Origin of the sequence: Nocardia sp. 852002-20019_SCH5090214 (assembly GCF_001665865.1) — a bacterium.
Lineage (GTDB): Bacteria > Actinomycetota > Actinomycetes > Mycobacteriales > Mycobacteriaceae > Nocardia > Nocardia nova.
Genome location: NZ_LZMK01000310.1, coordinates 1 through 17,171 on the forward strand (window position 1 = coordinate 1; position 17,171 = coordinate 17,171).

A 17,171-nucleotide genomic window follows, 5' to 3' on the forward strand; every position below is an offset into this window, starting at 1 on the left:
ATTGGACCGGCGTTGGGACATCGCCAGCAATTGCGCGCGCAGCGGAGCGATGCCGGTGCCGCAGCCGACCATCAGCATCTTGCGGCGCGTGTTGCGCGGCACCCCCAGCCCGCCGAGCGGCGCCCCCAGCAGCCACTGGTCGCCGATCGCGGTATGGCCGACCATCGCCGGACTGACCCAGCCGCCACTGACACTGCGAATATGGAATTCGATCTCGCCCTGGGGATTCGCCGGAATCGCCGGGGACAGGTACCGCCACATCCGCGGGCGGGCCGGGATCTGCACACTCACATATTGTCCGGCCGCATAGGTCATGGGCTGGTCGAGCTGCAGCCGGACGACGGCCAGATTGCACAGCACCTCGCGATGTTCGACGACGGTTCCGGTCCAGACCGGCGGCGTCGTCTCCTGGTCGGCGGCGCCGATCATCGTCTGGGTGATCAACGCGAGGCCGGCGTCCCAGGCCTGTTCCACCTCATCGGTCCACAATTCGGTGCCGGCATGTGCACGCAGGGCGCTCTTGAGCGAATTACCCACGGCCGCATAGTGTTCGGCCACCACACCGTATTTGCGATGGTCGCGGCCGAGCTGCGCCAGGAAGGGCAGCAGTTGCTCGGGCTCCTCCAGCCGGTCCACGGCATACCCGATGGCCTTGACCAGCCGGTCGCGCTGCACCTCCAGAGCGGCGGGGAAGAAATCCCGGAGCTGCGGATATTCGGTGAACAGCAGGGCGTAGAAGGATCGGGCGAGCTGTTCGGGGCCGCCTTCCTCCGCGGCCACCGCCTTGAACGTGGTTCTGATCAGCGCGACGGTCCGCGAATCCATCTGTCCACAACCCCATTTCGCACGTCGAACTCGGGCCGGTCCGGTGAGCGCGGTGCCGCCGGACACGCGGCGCAGCCGATGGAGACCGAGTGTAGGCGAGGTTTGCCGGGCGCGGGACGCACTGAAGGAACAACAGGGAGGTAATTCGGCAGAACCGAGGTCCAGTAGTGTGTAGGCCCCTGGAAACCGACTCAAAGACCGTGACACGCCATGTATTTCGGCGTGTTCGAGAGCGGTTGTGCACGACTCGATATGCGATTTTCACATTTGCCGGGGGCATGCTGAGCGCGGGGTGAGGCCGGGACACACGAACAGCGCCCCCGATCCGGGGGCGCTGTCGCACGGTGTGTTCGGTCGCGGAACGGCACAGAGCCGAAACCGCCTACCGCCGTTTGTTGCGTGGCTGCCACACCACCAGTGCGGTACTGCGTTGCGGCGGAGCCATATCGGGTCGATGCCCGGCGCGCAGGCGTTCGACCTCGGCGGTCAATTCACCCACCCGCTGCTGCAACGCCTCGACCTGATTGGTGAGTTCGATGATCCGCTTGATCCCGGCCAGGTTGACGCCCTCGTCCTGGGACAGGCGCTGCACCTCGCGGAGCAGTTCCACATCCCGGGACGAATAACGTCGGCCGCCGCCGGAAGTGCGTTGCGGCGTAACCAATCCCAGCCTGTCGTAGGTCCGCAGCGTCTGCGCGTGCATTCCCGCCAGCTGAGCCGCCACCGAGATCATGAAGTACTCGGTGCCGGTTGCCCGATTCTTCGGATCACCGTTCATTAAGCACCTGCCCAACCTGCGCGCGGGTCGAACCCGCCGGCCTTCTCCGCCTCCGCGTAGCGCCGCAGCGCCTCGGTGGCTTCGTCGTCCAGCTTCTGCGGTACCGCGACCTTCACCGTGACCAGCAGGTCACCGGCGCCGCCGCCGCGCTTGGGCACACCGCGCCCGCGCACTCGCAGCGTCCGGCCGTCGGCGGTGCCGGGTGGCACCTTCACTCCGACTCTGCCTTCCAGTGTAGGCACGGAAACCGTTGTACCCAGCACCAATTCGCTGTAGCTGACCGGCAGCACCAGGGTCAGATCGTCGCCGTTGCGGCCGAAGACCTTGTCCTGGCTGACGTGCACGGTGACGTACAGGTCACCTGCGGGCGCGCCCCGCAGACCTGCCTCGCCCTGGCCCGCCAGCCGAATCCGCTGCCCGTCGCGCACCCCGGGCGGGATACGCACGGTGATGGTGCGGGTCCGGTTCTGGATGCCGGTGCCGTGACAGTCGGTGCACGGGTCGTCGATGATCGAGCCGGTGCCACGGCAGTCGTCGCAGGGTTCGCTGAACCCGAACGCGCCCTGGTTGCGGCTGATCACGCCGGTTCCGTTGCAGTGCGGGCACACTCGCGGGCTGGTGCCCGGCTTGGCGCCGCTGCCGTGACAGGTCGTACACGGCGACGGACTGGTCATCCGCAGCGGAACGGTCACGCCCTGGGCCGCCTCGCGGAACCCGAGAGTCGTCTCGGTCTCCACGTCGCTGCCCCGTCGCGGGCGCGACGTGGTCCGTGTGCCACCGCGGTTGAACAGGCCGCCGAGGATATCCCCCAGACCGCCGTCACCCGCGCCGGCGGCCGCACCGCCGAAGATGTCACCCAGGTTGAATTCGTTGGAGAAGCCGCCACCGCCGGTGTAGCCGCCGCCCGGGGCGTAGCCGCCGCGGCCGAAGCCGCCGCTGGCGAACAACCGCCGGGCCTCGTCGTACTCCTTGCGCTTCTCCGGATCGGCCAGCACGGCATGCGCCTCGCTGACCGCTTTGAAGCGCTCCTCGGCCTTGGTATCTCCCGGATTCTTGTCCGGATGCAGATCCCGGGCCAGTTTCCGGTAGGCCTTCTTGATCTCGTCCTGGGTCGCGCTGGAGGAAATACCCAGCTCTTTGTAGAAGTCCTTTTCCAGCCACTCCCGATTCACCGGGCATCTCCTCCTTCCGTCACATTGCGCGACTGTGTGTTACTCGGCACCGTCGGCATCTCGGCCGGCATTCGCAGTGTCCGACGAATCGGACAGATCCGCCACCCCATCGGTGACTCCGACCAGCGCATGGCGCAGGACGCGGTCGCCGAAGCGGTAACCCTTACGCATGACCACCCCGATCACCGGGTTGTGTCCCTCACCCTCGTGCTGCACGGCCTCGTGCAGGGTCGGGTCGAAAGCTTCACCCTCGACACCGAATTCCTCGAGGCCCTGCTTCTGCAGCGCGTCGGCGAGCTTGTCCGCGACCGACTTCAGCGGTCCGGACTCGAGATCTCCGTGGGCACGGGCACGATCCAGATCGTCGAGCACACCGAGCAATTCGGTGACCACCGCGGCCTTGGCCGAGTCGATGGCGGCCTTGCGGTCGCGGTCGACGCGGCGGCGGTAGTTCGCGTACTCCGCGGTCAGCCGCTGCAGATCCGCAGTGCGCTCGGACAATTCGGCGCTGATGCTGTCGGCGAGGGCGACGCCCTCGCCGACCGAAGCGGAGGCCGAAGCCGTGTCGTTTCCGGCTACGGCCTCGCTCACATCACCCTGCGGAGCGGACGGTTTCCCGTCCTGGTCGATCTTTCGGTTGTCGACGATGGTGACCGGCTCCTCTTTCGGGTTCTGTTCCGTCACTTCTTCTCCGGCTCTTCCACGACCTCTGCGTCGACCACGGTGTCGTCACCGGCGGACGCGTTGCCCGCACCGTCGGCGGCGGCGCCACCCTCGGCAGCCGAAGCCTCGTAGATCGCCTGACCCAGCGCCTGCGATTCGGTGGCCAGCTTCTCCACCGCGGACTTCACCGCGGCGATATCGCTGCCCTGCAGGGCCTGCTTGGCCTCGGCGATGGCCGCTTCGACCTTCTCCTTGGTCTCGGCCGGCACCTTGTCGGAGTTGTCCGCGATGAACTTCTCGGTCTGGTGGACCAGCGACTCCGCCTGGTTGCGGGTCTCCGCCTCCTCGCGACGCGACTTGTCCTCGGCCGCGTGCGCCTCGGCGTCCTTGATCATCCGGTCGATCTCCTCCTTGGACAGGCCGGAGCCGTCCTGGATCTTGATCGTGTTCTCCTTACCGGTGCCCTTGTCCTTCGCGGTGACGTGGACGATGCCGTTGGCGTCGATGTCGAAGGTGACCTCGATCTGCGGCACGCCGCGCGGGGCCGGCGGGATGCCGGTCAGCTCGAAGGAGCCGAGCAGCTTGTTGTGCGAGGCGATTTCGCGCTCACCCTGGAAGACCTGGATCTGCACCGACGGCTGGTTGTCGTCGGCCGTGGTGAAGGTCTCCGACCGCTTGGTCGGGATGGTGGTGTTGCGCTCGATGAGCTTGGTCATCACGCCACCCTTGGTCTCGATACCCAGCGACAGCGGGGTGACGTCGAGCAGCAGGACGTCCTTGACCTCACCCTTGAGCACACCGGCCTGCAGGGCGGCGCCGACGGCGACGACCTCGTCCGGGTTCACGCCCTTGTTGGGCTCCTTGCCGCCGGTCAGTTCCTTGACCAGCTCGGAGACCGCGGGCATACGGGTGGAGCCACCGACGAGCACGACGTGGTCGATGTCCTTGACCGAGATACCGGCGTCCTTGATCACCGACTGGAACGGCGCGCGGGTGCGGTCCAGCAGATCGGAGGTGATCTTCTGGAACTCGGCGCGGGTCAGCTGCTCGTCGAGGAACAGCGGGTTCTTCTCCGCGTCCACGGTGATGTAGGGCAGGTTGATCGAGGTGCTCTGCGAGGAGCTCAGTTCGATCTTGGCCTTCTCCGCGGCCTCACGCAGACGCTGCAGGGCCATCTTGTCCTTGGTCAGGTCGATGCCCGAGCTGGCCTTGAACTTGTCGACCAGCCAGGTGACGATCCGGTTGTCCCAGTCGTCGCCACCGAGGTGGTTGTCGCCGGAGGTGGCACGAACCTCGACGACGCCCTCGCCGATTTCCAGCAGCGAGACGTCGAAGGTGCCGCCACCGAGGTCGAAGACCAGGATGGTCTGCTCTTTGTCGCCCTTGTCCAGGCCGTAGGCCAGCGCGGCGGCGGTCGGCTCGTTGACGATGCGCAGGACGTTCAGACCCGCGATCTGGCCGGCCTCCTTGGTGGCCTGGCGCTGCGCGTCCTCGAAGTAGGCGGGCACGGTGATCACCGCGTCGGTGATCTCCTCGCCCAGGTAGGACTCGGCGTCGCGCTTGAGCTTCATGAGGGTACGGGCGCTGATCTCCTGCGCCGTGTACTTCTTGTCGTCGATCTCCACGGTCCAGTCCTCGCCCATGTGGCGCTTGACGGACTTGATGGTGCGATCGACGTTGGTCACCGCCTGGTTCTTCGCCGGCTGCCCGACGAGAACCTCTCCGTTCTTGGCGAACGCGACGACCGACGGGGTGGTGCGCGAACCTTCCGAGTTGGCGACGACGACCGGCTCACCGCCTTCGAGAACAGCGATGACCGAGTTCGTGGTCCCGAGGTCGATACCGACCGCACGAGCCATAGTGGTTCCTCCTAGGTGATGTAACTGTGTGTGGTGCAGGGGCGACCCTGCGCGTGGCACTGTTCGTGCCGGCCGGACCTCGCCCCTGACACCGCACGGAGCACGGTCCTCAGCAACACTGAGCGTGGTCGGCTCAATCCTGCCCCCCGATCCCGTCGGAGTCAACCAGAGACTTGAGTCGCTTTCACTCAACCTTGCGTCGATCAGCTCAACGAGCGGGGCGGACGGTTCATTCCCGGCCGGAGGAAAAAATTTCCCGGCCCGGCGGAGCGGACGCGGCGGTCACCGCGCCCGGTCCCGCAATACGCGAATGACCAGGCATTTCGACCGGCCGATGCTCAGCCTGCGGCCGCGAGTACCCGGTCGGCGAGATCCTTGTCGAGACTCACCCGAACCAGGGCGGCGGCCAATTCCGCGTCGTGGCCGGAAGGGCCGAGGCGGTCGAGGCGCTTCGGATCGGTCGACAGATGCAGCAGATCGGCACCCTTGCGGGCCCGGTCGTCGAAATGCGGGCGCACCCAGGTCCAGACATCCTGGACTTCGCGCAGGAAGATTTCGGCGCCGGTCGGGCCGATGCCCTTGAACTGCTGCAGCGATTCGGCCAGCCGGTCCGGGTCCCGATCCGCTTCGGCGGCCAGTTTCCGCAGATCACCGTGGTAGCGGTCGAGCAGGATGGTGGCGTTCTCACCGAGCCGGGTGGCGGTGGATTCGTCGTAGCGGCGGTAGTGGCCGCGCCCCAGCGCGTCGACGAGGTCCTGCCAGTCGGCCTCGGCGACGCGCTGCGGGGTGCGGTAGCCGCTCGATCTCAGTTCACGCGCGGCGGCGACCGCGATATCGGCGGTGATCCGGGCGCTCATGAGCTGGGCCAGCACCAGGAGCTGGAACAGCGGAGCGGGTTTGTCGGCGAGAGTGATTCCCGCCTCGGCCGCATAGGTGGTCCCCGCTCGGTCGAGCAGTTCCCGGGCGATCCGATCCTCGTTCGCGCTCATCTGCGACACCCCACTTTCGTCGACCCGGCGATTCACTATCCGGCTAACCCGAGACGCGCAGGTCAAACCCGCCGGCGAGGACGGCCGACGTCTCCTGCCTCACGGCTGGGATTTGTAGACCACCAGCGGTTCACCGGACGGCGCGACCACCAGATGCCCGCTGCGGGCGCCTTCGGTGAAGATGGTGACCGTCGGCGGGTGATCCGGCGCGGAGCTGTCGCGACCGATGATCAGATGGCTGACCTTCGTCTGCGGCGACCCGACGGTTCGCGGAGCTCCGGCCAGCAGGGCCGCCAATTTCGGCACATCGATCGTGGCGAGGTCGATCGGCTCGAGTTTCGGATCCCGGCTGCTGGTCGTCCAGGTATCGAATTCTCCCTTGTAGGAAGCTCTTTCGGAAATCGACCGATCCCCCGTGCGGGGCCGCTCGATCGAGGCGTTCTCCGGCATCAGCGTCACGTCGTCGGCGAGCAGATCGCCGTAGTGCTGACGGTAATCGGACAGAAACGCCTCGATACCGGCGGCGGTCGTCATATCCGGCGGGGTGTGGTCGGCGAGCGGACCGTCGTCGCTGCTCACCCAGCCGCAGAACATGCCGATCAGGGCCGCAGCCGCCACCGCACCGCCCGCCAGTACCCACCGTCGGGCACGCCGTCGTCGCGCCGGGCGCACGACGGGGGCGTCGGCCATATTGGCCGGAATCTGCAGATCGCCGATGACCTTCTCGACGTCGGCGAAGGTGCGCGCCCGCATCGCCGCGGCGGTGCGCCGCCCGTGCTCGGAGTCGGAGAGCTGACCGTCGTCGCGGGCGGCGTCCAGCAGTGCGCAGGCGTCGACGCGATCCGAATCACGCACGCGCAGACCGCTGTTCGCGGCCCCGGCCGGCGCGGCAGGTCGGCGGGATGTGGCGAAGGTTCCCATCGGCTGCACCTATGTGTGGAACGGGTAGACGCGAATCGGATCGCCCGCGGGCGTGGCTTCCAGGTATGCGTTCTCGTTGAACGAATTCCCGACGTAGATGCTGATCGTGGGCACCTTGGTGATGGTGTCGATACCCATGCCGATATGACTCACCGCGCCGCCGGGGACCTTCAGCAGCGGTACCGCCCGCGCGATCAGATCGCCCAGCGCGGACGTGTTCACCGCGGCGAGGTCGAATATCGGCTTGTCGGCCGAGCGGGTGGTGACGGCGGTCGAGGCCATGAAACCGCCCCGATAGGAGTAGTCGGCCACCCGATTCGGCTGCCGCGCCGAGGTGCGGTCGACCGACGCGAAATCGGGGAACAGGGTCAGGTCGTCGACGGTGGTGTCGCCGAATTTCGCCTGATAGTCGCTGCGGAACTTCTCGAAGCCGGCCACCGTGGTGAGGTCGGGTGTCTCGATCACCACGGGCCGTATCACCTGCGGCGCCGCGGCCGCGATCGGAGCGGGCTCGGGGGCGGCTCGATGCGTCAGCAGATATCCGCCGACCGCGGCGGCCAGCACGACCACCGCCGCGGCGCCCGCGAACCACGCCGTCCCGCTCTGTACTCCCGCCCGCGGATCGATCGGCGCCTCGGCCGGGCGCTGCAGGTCCGCGGTCAGTTCGGCCAGATCGCCCAGGGTTTCGGCGGCCGTGGTCAGATCGGTGAGGGTCTGATGTTCCTCCGCCGAGAGCTGACCGTCGGCCAGTGCGGTGTCGAGGGCACGGCAGGTTTCGGCACGGTCGGCGTCGCGGGCACGGATATAAGCCGGATAGCGGCCCGCTCGCCGGGGCGGGCCCGGCGGCTGTGTCCATTGCGCACCACCGGCGGGCGGTTGCAGGTCGTCGACCAGATTCCGCAGTTCGCCGACGGTCTTCGCGGTGGCCGCACGGTCGGACCGGTCGTGATATTCGTCGGCGCCGAGTTGGCCCTCGTCGAATGCGGCATCGAGCAGGGTGCGCGCTTGAACTCGGTCCATATCGCGGGCCCGCATGCTGCCGGGTGCGGGCATACCCGGCATTCCGGACCCAGAAGAGCTCACCCCTGGATGGTAGCGACTCGGCATCCGCATCACGGCGTGTCGGTGCGGGATTCGGGCGACCCCCGACCTCTGGGGTCTTTCCGGCAAATGGCGGCCGCCCATACAGTCGCGTCGATGTGGTCGGGGACCGATCGACTATGGAGGAATCGATGAAACGCAGTCTCGCCGCCGCCGGTGTGGCCGCCGCACTCACGACGGGCGGATTGTTCGCCGCCGGGAACGCGGCCGCCGCGCAGCCGGGCTTCACCGACGGCCCGATGCTGGGGTCCTCGGATGTGGGCTGCACCGAACAGGGCTGCACCTCGCCGCTGGTGAAATTCCTGCTGGTCGACCTGCTGGGATCTTTGGACAGTTTGTCCGCGGGTGTTCCTCCGCAATCCCGCTGATTCGGCCCATCCCGCGCGGTACCGTGCGGATATGAAGGCCGTGGTGTGTTCGGAAGGCAAGCTGGAAGTCGCGGATATCCCGGCGCCGAAACCCGGGCCCGGCCAGTTGGTGATCGCGGTGTCGCGATGCGGGATCTGCGGCTCCGATCTGCACGCCCGTCTGCACTGTGACGAACTGGCCGAGCTCGCGGCCGCCACCGGTTACCGGAATTTCATGCGCTCCCATCAGCGTGTGGTGCTCGGTCACGAATTCGTCGGGGAGATAGTCGAATACGGGTCCGACTGCCGCAAACGCTGGCAGCCGGGCACCCGCGTGGTGGCATTGCCGATCGTGCGCAACGGCCGCGATCCCGAACTGACCGGACTGTCGGAGCAGGCGCCCGGCGGCTACGCCGAACAGGTCGTGGTGCAGGAATCCATGACGTTCCCGGTGCCGAACGGGCTGGCCACCGACCATGCGGCGCTGACCGAACCGATGGCCGTCGCCTGGCATGCGGTGCGCAAAAGTCGGGTGGGCCGCAACCAGCCCGCGTTCGTGGTGGGGTGCGGGCCGATCGGCCTGGCGGTCATCAGCATGCTGCGCGCCGCCGGCGTGAAGAACATTGTCGCCAGCGACTTCTCACCGCGTCGCCGTGAACTGGCGCGCCGGTGTGGCGCCAACGTGGTGGTGGATCCGAATCTGGAGTCACCGTGGACGGCCAACCCCGCGAAGGGTCGCATCTCCGGCGTCACCGATATCCTCAATCTCGGTTTCGACACCATGACGCGACTGCGCAGCATCCCGAAACTGCCCTGGTGGTATCTGTTCCGCCTCGCGCACAGCCTGGACGCGGCGCCGGGCGGGCCGGTGGTGTTCGAATGTGTGGGCGTGCCGGGGATCATCGACCAATTGCTCACCGACGCACCGCCTCTGACCCGCATCGTGGTGGTCGGGGTCTGTATGGAGACCGACCGTTTCCGGCCCGCGATGGCGATCAACAAGGAGATCGAACTGCGCTTCGCCTTCGGCTACGATCCGGGCGAGTTCCGCGACACCCTGCACATGATCGCCGGCGGTAAGGTCGACCCGGCTCCGCTGATCACCGGAACCGTGGGGCTGGCGGGTGTCGACAACGCCTTCACCGCCCTGGGCAGTCCCGAACATCACGCGAAAATCCTTGTGGACCCGTCGAGTTCGTCGTCCGACGTGTGATCGCTCAGCGGTCGAGCAGCGGGAAGCGTCCGGAATCGAGCAGTTTCGCGATCGCGTCCAGCCGCGCCGGCGGCAGTGCGTAGTCCGGGTGGGCACGCAGTATCGACGCGGCATCGTGCAGGCCGATCATCTGCTTCTCGGCATCGGCCGCGCTGCGGCCACCGGGCGCCACCGGATGACCGCCCAGGCCGCGTGCGCCGGGCCGCACCCGGCCCTGGTCGACGGCGGTCCGCACGCGGCGCGCGCAGCGGCACGGCGCTGCCGGATTCGCCACACCGCAGGTGGCGTTCAGGAAGTTGCCGAGCCGAGTCCTCGCTCGTTCCAGCCGTTTCCGATAGGCCGGGGCGCCGATGCCGAGAATCCACGCGGCCTCGGCCGAGCTCAGTTCGAAGACATCGGCGAGCACGAACGCGACCCGCTCGTCACGGGCGAGGCATTGCAGCATCGCCTGGCTGCAGACGAGCCGCACCTCGCGGGTGAGCACCGTCGCCTCGGGCCCCCGGTACTCCTGTTCGGCCAGCCCCTCGAGCAGATTGGCGGCGAAGCCGTCGAGGTCCAGCTGCGCCGATTCCTGCGGGCTGCGCCGGCGCTGGTTCAGCAGATAGTTGACGCCGATGCGATAGGCCCAGGTCGTCAGTTTCGCCTCGCCGCGCCAACTCGCGAGATTTCCGACAGCACGCAGCAGGATTTCCTGCACCGCGTCCTCGGCATCGGGCGGATTTCCCGTCATCCGTAACGCCAAGCGGTACAACGGATCCTGCAACAGCCGCACCACGTCGGCGATGGCGGTCCGGTCGCCGGCCACGGCGCGATCGACCAGTGCGGTCTCGGCCGCCCGCTCGTCGGGCCCGTCAACGCTCATCGACCTATCGTGCGGTGCCGCGAGCGGCACCGCAACGGCGCAGGTCACCGCGGCGTTGTCCGGACCGCGGTGCGGGGTTCGGTGAGCCGCGCGTCGCGCAGCCAGGTCGCCACGGCCGCGCCGATGGCGTCGGGACGGTCCTCGGGGGCGTGATGTCCGGCCGGACCGATCCCGACGACCTCGACCGCCGCGAAGGTCCGCCGCGCCCAATCCACCGCGTCCGACGATCCGAGGCCGACGCCGGCATCCACAGCCATCACCAGCTTGGGGATATCCGGTGTGGAAGCCATCCAGCGGCCGTAGTCGTCCATGACGGCGGCGACATCGGCGGGCTCTCCGTCGAACGGGATCTCGCGCGGCCACACCAACATCGGCCGCCGCGACTCCGGCGTCGGGTACGGCGCCCGGTACACGTCCAGATCGGCCGGAGTCAGGCTGCGCGCGCCGAACGGGAGATTGAATTCGATGAACATGTTGTCGCGCAGAATCATCTGCTCCCCCTCCGGTGACCGGAACCGACGGAACAGCTCCGCCCCCTGCTCGGGCATCTCGGACCAGCGCAGCGGTCGCAGGAATGTCTCCACCACCGCGACGCCGCGCACCCGGTCGGCGTGGCGCGCGGCCCAGTCCATACCCAGCGCGCCGCCCCAGTCGTGCCCCACGAGCACCACCTCGTCCAGCTCCAGGGCGTCGAACCAGGCGTCGAGGTAGCGGGCGTGATCGGCGAATCGGTAGGCGATATCGGGCTTGCCCGAATCCCCCATGCCGATCAGATCCGGCGCGAGCACCCGGGTCAGCGGATCGACGTGCGGAATCACGTTGCGCCACAGATACGACGAGGTCGGGTTGCCGTGCAGGAAGACCACCGGAACCGGTCCGGTGCCGCTCTCGCGGTAGTTGACGAAGGAATCGAGAGTCACGACGGTCGGCATGATGTGTCCTCGGATCGGTGCCCGGCCGAGTTTTCGGCCCTTACATCCGGTTTCGACACGGCCAGGACGAGGTTGTGACCGACCCCCGCTGTGATGCGAGACACATCACAGCGCCGAGGGATCAGCCGGCGCGAGGCGGACGCACGCGGCTCATCGGGGTGGTTTCCGGTTCCCGCAACTGGTCGACGATTCCCTCCGCGCTCCGCGCCGCCGTCAGGCAGGCTTCGGTGGTGAATCGGTCGGCCAGCGGGTGGCGCGCCCGACCACGCCACTTCCGCACCGCCGCCACCGCATGTGCCTGCACTTCGCCGCCCGGAGCGTCCGGGGGCAATCCCAGGCGCAGATGCGGTGCCACACCGGATCCGCCGACCAGCCGGTACAACTCGGTGACATCGTCTGCGGGCAGGGGCAATTCATCGGTGCGCAACCGCCCGAGCAGCCGCAGCTCGGCGAATCCGTGCACATCCGCCAACAGGCTGTTGATATGGGGGAGCAGGTCGTCGGCGCGCGTTCCCGGATGGGCGGCCACGATCCGCGCCACGGCGGTCAACGCCGAATGCGCCTTCAGTTGATCGGCTCGCTGGGCGAACTGCACGTCGAGCACCGTGCGCAGTTCCTCCACGCCGCTGCGCTCGCCGAGTTCGCGTGCCAGCGTGGCGGAGTCGCGCACGCCCAGCCGGATCAGCGTCACCGCCATGCGAATGCCGAACAGGCCGAACCGGGCTGCGAGATGGGCCCGCAGTTCCGCCGGCACCGGCAGGGGCAACTCCGGATGCGCGAATCGGTCCGCGGACAGTAGCGCGATGCTCAGATCCTCCACGGAGATCCGCGCCAGCGCCTCGAAGGCATCGAATTCGCGCTGCCGCAGCGTCGCGCCGGCGAAGGCGAGCAGGCCGGCGACCGGAATGACCGCCTGGCACAATCCGGTTCGCTCCAGTTCGGTGGCGAAGCGGGCCGAGACCTCGCGGGCCGAATGCAGGGCATCGATGCGGCCGGCGCCGATCTCGTCGGCCCGGGAGACCACCCCGATCACGCCGAGCGGACCCGAAACACCCTGCCGGGCAGTACCTCCCGCGCCGATGCGTTCCAGGAACCCGATATCGGAGGCGTCCAGCCGGCGCAGCAGATAGACGACCGCGTCGGCCTCGGGAACGGTCACCGCCGCATTCTCGTCGGGCGTGAGCAGCCGTGAGGTGCGCAGCGACACCTCCCGCGACAGCGACGAGGTGCCCGGGGTATCGATGATGGTGGTGCGAGCCAGGGTGGCGGCCGGCCACTGCACATCCAGATGGTCGACCTCGTGCTCACCGGCGGCGTTCCAGCGCAGCGCCGACAGGTCGAAACTCAGACCGTGCGCCCCGGGCAGGCCGTCGGCGCCGGGAGTGCGCCGCACCACCACATCGGCGCTCGCGCCGTCGGCGGCCAGGGCGCTCACGCGCGGGGCCGGGCCGTGGCGGTACCAGGTCACCATCCGCGTGCACTCGGTGGCATCGGTCGGTGCGATGTCCTGTCCGACCAGCGCATTGAGCAGCGTCGATTTACCGGCTTTGAGCTGCCCGGCCAGCGCCACCCGCAGCGGTTGGTCGAGGCGGCGCGCACAGTCACCGAGCATCGCGGCGGGGCGCGACCGCGGCGCATAGGCGTGGCGGGCCGCCGAAACCAACCGGCGCGCCTCCCCCACGATGCCCGGCGTCTGGTCGCTGACCTGGTAACTCACGCGTCGACCGTACCCGAGCAGGCTGTGAATCCCGGTGCCGTGGGCTGAGAATCCCAGGGCCGCAGGCTCGGAGTCCCGGTGCCGTGGGTCAGGACTGTGCCCCGCGCGCATGACGTCCGGACGGGCCCGCCGGCGGCAGCATCGCATCGGCATGACGTCGCAGCTCGGCCACCACTCGCAATTGCCGCTCGAGTTCCGCGCCCCGCTGCGTGCGCTGGGCGTTGGCCACTCCGGCGGCATCCTGCGCGGCCTGCAGCGAATCGTTGATCGAACGCAGACTGCGGTCGGCGATGCCGGTGAAGTGATCGCGCAGAATGCGATGGATGCGATGCAGCCGGTCGCGCGACTCCTTGCCCGCCTCGAAACTCACATCGTCGAGGTAGCGGCGCACCGCCATCTTCGCCTCGCCGCGCTTGCGCGCCAGCCGTTCTCGTTTGTCGTCGCGAAACGCCTTGCCGCCCAGCAGCACACCCGCGCCCAGCGACACCGGATTGATCAGCGCCAGGCCCGCGACCGTACTGGCCAGGCCGATCATCACCATACCGCCGTAGGAACCGCGCATACCGACGAGCAACTTGTGGCCCATGCCGAGATCCGGCTCGAGATCGGCCAGCGTCACCGCCGCCACCCGGGACTCCTCCAACTCCGAACCCGACCGCACCGCAGGCAGATCCACCGCACCGAATTCGAGGAAGTGCTCGGCCACCCGCTCGGCCAAGTGGATGGCGCGATGATGCGTCCACAGCAGATTGTCGCCGATGGCGGTGTCGGTCGTTTGCATCAGCCACTGTTCCAATTGATCCCACAGCCGGCCGGGATCGTTCTCGTCGATCCACTCCTCGGCGGTCCTGCCGATGGCGCGCAACCGATCTCGCAGGTCGTGGTCGATATCGCCGGCCAGATCGGTGACGCCGTCGCCCAGCGTCTGCTGCCAGGCCGCGGTCCGGCGATGCAGCTCCTCGGCCTGCGCCTTCGCAGTGCGCAGTTCGCGGATGGCGGCCGCACCGCGTTCGGGGTCGCGCAGGGCGACCAGTTCACTGCTCAGCGCCAGTGCGAGATGTTCCGCGGCAGAGGAGATGTCGAGAGCCACCGCGCGTTGCGCCGCCGCCTTGTCCCGGGCGACCACCTGCTCCCGCAGGAAGTCGAACAGGACACCGAAACCGGATTCCCGGCCCAGTTGCTGATCCTGCAGCCGCATGGCGTGGCTGCGCAGCAGCGCCGAAACCGGGATGATCGGCAGCGCCAGGCGATTGCGCTCCAGATGCGCCTGGTCGGCCTGCAATACCTGCCGCCAATGCGGATACAGATCGATCTTGCTGAGGATCAGCGCCACGGCCGGGCACAGTTCGCGCACCTGCCGCAGGAAGTCGACCTCCGGTTCGGTCAGCTCGGTGGAGGCATCCGAGAGCAGCAGCACCGCATCGGCGGCCGGGGCCAGGGCGAGAACCGCTGCGGCCGTGGCGGTTGCGTGGCCGCCGACCGGCGGGGTGTCGATGACGACGATCCCGTCGGCCAGCAGCGGATTCGGCAACTCGATCTCCACCCGCGCCACGCGGCCGTGCGGAGACTGCGGCGTGACGGTGTGAATATCGCCGAGCGGCAGCGGAATCCGCCGGTTGTCCCGCTCGTCACCGGACGGCGTGGTGACGACGGTCTCGGCCCGGGCCTGCGGGCCGTGCGAGAGCACGATCGGCACCCCGGTGGTCGCATCGTCTCCGACCGGGCTGATGTCGAGATTCAGCAGCGCGTTGACGAATTGACTCTTGCCCTGGTTGCCCAGGCCCACCACCACGATGCGGCGGCGGGGGTCGCGGATCCGGTCGGCCAGCACCTCCAGCCGGCCGACCAGATCGTCGCGATCGGCGGTGCGCGCGGCGGTGATGGTTTCGGCGAGAATCCGCGACAGCGGTGAGGCAGGCACCTCCGGGGCGGTGTCCGCCACGACCACACTGCTCATTTTCGTTGCACCCCAACCTGTTTCGTTGACCGAACCGATTCTTCGCTACCCTCAGTGCAGCAGTCCGCCGGTGATGTCGCCGGAGGCGTGCGTATCGGTGACGGCCGAGGCGTGGCCGGAGGTGTCACCGAACAGGCTCGAATCCGTGTGACCGCCGGTGTCGAGCCCGCCCGACAGCGAGCTGTTGCCGCCCGCCGCCAGGGTGCTGTCGATGCCGCTGTGCGCACCGAGGGCGCTGTCCACGCCCCCGCCGATACCCGAGGCGCCGACGCCGGAGATATCGGTGCCGACACCGCTGCCGAACGCGTGCGACACATCGACACCGGACCAGGTGCCGGCGGCCGTACCCGAGAGTGCCGAGGATGCATCCGTGCCCGCGTGCAGCCCCGAGTCGACCGAACCCGTCAGACCCGAGCTCGCATCGGCGCCCGCGTGCAACCCCGAATCCGCCGCGCCCGACAGCGAGGTCGACAGATCGCCCGCGCCGTGGAGACCGGACTCCGCGGTCCCCGACAACGAGGTTCCGAGGTCACCGGCACTGTGCACACCCGACGCGGCGGTCCCGGACAGCGATGTCCCCAGGTCGCCCGCACTGTGCACAGCCCCGGCACCCGCGCCGGACAACGACGTGCCCAGGTCGCCGGCACTGTGCACGGCACTGGCGCCCGCTCCCGAGAGCGAGGTCGCCAAGTCGCCGGCACCGTGGACGCCCGCATCCGCTGATCCGGACAGGGAGGTTCCGAGGCCGGTCGCGCTGTTCACACCGGACGTCGCCGCACCCGACAGCGAGGACGACAGATCCCCGGCCGCATGCGCACCCGAGACCGCGGCCCCGGACAGATCCGCCCCGGTGTGCACACCGCTGCCGAGACCACCGGACAACCCGGTCTCCAACCCGGTCGCACCCTGCGCCCCCGAAGCCACCGCCCCGCCGAGCCCCGCTCCGATACCGGCGGCACCCCCGAGTCCCGCGGCGGCATTCGCAGCACCGCCGAGCGCCCCACCGAGACCGGCATTCGCGGCGCCGCCCAGGGCACCACCGAGACCGGCACCGGCGTTCGCCGCACCGTTCAGGGCACCGCCCAGTCCGGCACCGGCGTTCGCCGCACCGTTCAGGGCACCGCCCAGTCCGGCACCGGCATTCGCCGCGCCGCCCAAGGCACCACCCAGTCCGGCACCGGCATTCGCCGCACCACCCAAGGCACCACCGAGCCCCGCACCGGCATTCGCAGCGCCGCCCAGTCCTGCTCCGGCATTCGCGGCACCGTTCAGTGCACCACCGATACCACCCTGCGCAGCACCGCTCAGCGCCCCGCCCAAATCTCCGGCCGCCTGTGTCGCATCCGACAGATCGCCCCCGATCCCGGCACCGGCATCGGCCGCCCCGCCGAGTGAACCCCCAAGGCCCGCAGCCGCATTCGCCGCTCCCCCGAGTGCGCCACCGAGCCCAGCGCCGCCCGCGAGTTCTCCACCGAGTCCGGCACCCGCGTGGGCCGCACCCCCGAGAGCACCACCGAGGTCGGCTCCGACCTGCGTCGCACCGCCGAGCGCACCACCCAGATCGCCACCCGTATGGACCGAATTCCCGAACGAACCTTCCAGCCCCGCACCAGCATTGGCGGCACCACCCAAGGCACCGCCCAGTCCGGCACCGGCGTCCGCCACACCACCCAGCGCACCACCGAGACCAGCGCCCGCGTCGGCCGTACCACCCAAAGCACCACCCAACTCGGACCCCACCCCGGTCGCAGCACCCGCCGCACCGGCGTCCAGGCAGCGCTTCCCGGCCACGCTCACCCCGAGCGGTTCGAACGCCTCCAGCGCGCCCAGCACCT

At 68.8% G+C, this 17,171-nt stretch carries 17 protein-coding genes; 4 read left to right on the forward strand and 13 right to left on the reverse strand.

Translation table 11 applies throughout. The annotated features are described in order from the left end of the window. From A5780_RS24920 to A5780_RS24955, 8 genes are all read right to left on the reverse strand, one after another. Window positions 1-825, reverse strand: an 825-nt coding sequence (locus A5780_RS24920) for a globin domain-containing protein (RefSeq protein ID WP_064909740.1), incomplete at its 3' end; no start/stop codon positions are given. Window positions 826-1,207: 382 nt separating this feature from the next. After that, complete coding sequence (locus A5780_RS24925; RefSeq protein WP_063017334.1) at window positions 1,208-1,603, reverse strand: heat shock protein transcriptional repressor HspR; 396 nt, start codon at window positions 1,601-1,603, stop codon at window positions 1,208-1,210. Further along, complete coding sequence (dnaJ, locus tag A5780_RS24930; RefSeq protein WP_063017336.1) at window positions 1,603-2,775, reverse strand: molecular chaperone DnaJ; 1,173 nt, start codon at window positions 2,773-2,775, stop codon at window positions 1,603-1,605. Before dnaJ ends, A5780_RS24925 begins: the two co-directional genes overlap by 1 nt. 39 nt (window positions 2,776-2,814) lie before the next feature. Continuing rightward, the gene (gene grpE, locus A5780_RS24935) at window positions 2,815-3,459 is read right to left on the reverse strand and encodes a nucleotide exchange factor GrpE (protein ID WP_064909741.1); all 645 of its coding nucleotides are present in this window, start codon (window positions 3,457-3,459) and stop codon (window positions 2,815-2,817) included. Continuing rightward, window positions 3,456-5,297: a molecular chaperone DnaK gene (gene dnaK / locus A5780_RS24940; protein ID WP_036506545.1), complete on the reverse strand. Its 1,842-nt coding sequence runs from the start codon at window positions 5,295-5,297 to the stop codon at window positions 3,456-3,458. The genes grpE and dnaK overlap by 4 nt, the downstream gene beginning before the upstream one ends. 338 nt (window positions 5,298-5,635) lie before the next feature. Further along, window positions 5,636-6,286, reverse strand: coding sequence for a hypothetical protein (locus tag A5780_RS24945; protein WP_064905615.1), 651 nt, complete (start codon window positions 6,284-6,286; stop codon window positions 5,636-5,638). 99 nt (window positions 6,287-6,385) lie between these two features. Next, complete coding sequence (locus tag A5780_RS24950) at window positions 6,386-7,207, reverse strand: DUF1707 domain-containing protein (RefSeq protein ID WP_063910898.1); 822 nt, start codon at window positions 7,205-7,207, stop codon at window positions 6,386-6,388. Window positions 7,208-7,216: 9 nt separating this feature from the next. Then, window positions 7,217-8,290 (reverse strand): DUF1707 domain-containing protein, encoded by a 1,074-nt coding sequence (locus A5780_RS24955; RefSeq protein WP_169812453.1) that lies wholly within the window; start codon window positions 8,288-8,290, stop codon window positions 7,217-7,219. Window positions 8,291-8,439: 149 nt separating this feature from the next. Here A5780_RS24955 and A5780_RS24960 point away from each other — a divergent pair, with 149 nt between their 5' ends. Continuing rightward, a complete protein-coding gene (locus tag A5780_RS24960; protein WP_146098834.1) occupies window positions 8,440-8,676 on the forward strand; it encodes a hypothetical protein in 237 nt (78 codons plus the stop codon). Window positions 8,677-8,707: 31 nt separating this feature from the next. Continuing rightward, window positions 8,708-9,868 (forward strand): zinc-binding dehydrogenase, encoded by a 1,161-nt coding sequence (locus tag A5780_RS24965; protein WP_064905629.1) that lies wholly within the window; start codon window positions 8,708-8,710, stop codon window positions 9,866-9,868. Between the two features lie 4 nt (window positions 9,869-9,872). Here the strand turns inward: A5780_RS24965 and A5780_RS24970 are convergent, their stop codons facing one another. The 5 genes from A5780_RS24970 to A5780_RS42125 all read right to left on the reverse strand — a co-directional run bounded on the left by A5780_RS24970 (window position 9,873) and on the right by A5780_RS42125 (window position 16,218). Further along, a complete protein-coding gene (locus A5780_RS24970; protein ID WP_063017364.1) occupies window positions 9,873-10,730 on the reverse strand; it encodes an RNA polymerase sigma factor in 858 nt (285 codons plus the stop codon). Between the two features lie 44 nt (window positions 10,731-10,774). Further along, on the reverse strand, window positions 10,775-11,662 hold the full coding sequence (locus tag A5780_RS24975) for a haloalkane dehalogenase (RefSeq protein ID WP_064909742.1): 888 nt from the start codon (window positions 11,660-11,662) through the stop codon (window positions 10,775-10,777). 121 nt (window positions 11,663-11,783) lie between these two features. Then, window positions 11,784-13,379, reverse strand: a complete 1,596-nt coding sequence (locus tag A5780_RS24980) for a dynamin family protein (RefSeq protein WP_227463218.1) — start codon at window positions 13,377-13,379, stop codon at window positions 11,784-11,786. Between the two features lie 88 nt (window positions 13,380-13,467). Continuing rightward, the gene (locus tag A5780_RS24985; RefSeq protein ID WP_064909743.1) at window positions 13,468-15,336 is read right to left on the reverse strand and encodes a dynamin family protein; all 1,869 of its coding nucleotides are present in this window, start codon (window positions 15,334-15,336) and stop codon (window positions 13,468-13,470) included. Window positions 15,337-15,387: 51 nt separating this feature from the next. Next, a complete protein-coding gene (locus A5780_RS42125) occupies window positions 15,388-16,218 on the reverse strand; it encodes a hypothetical protein (RefSeq protein ID WP_231983076.1) in 831 nt (276 codons plus the stop codon). On the opposite strand from A5780_RS42125, the gene A5780_RS42130 reads away from it, so the two are divergent. Together A5780_RS42130 and A5780_RS42135 are read left to right on the forward strand one after the other, a co-directional pair. Continuing rightward, window positions 16,189-16,731: a hypothetical protein gene (locus A5780_RS42130; protein WP_231983077.1), complete on the forward strand. Its 543-nt coding sequence runs from the start codon at window positions 16,189-16,191 to the stop codon at window positions 16,729-16,731. The genes A5780_RS42125 and A5780_RS42130 overlap by 30 nt on opposite strands. Before the next feature lie 93 nt (window positions 16,732-16,824). Beyond that, on the forward strand, window positions 16,825-17,171 hold a 347-nt coding region (locus tag A5780_RS42135; protein WP_231983078.1), incomplete at its 3' end, for a hypothetical protein.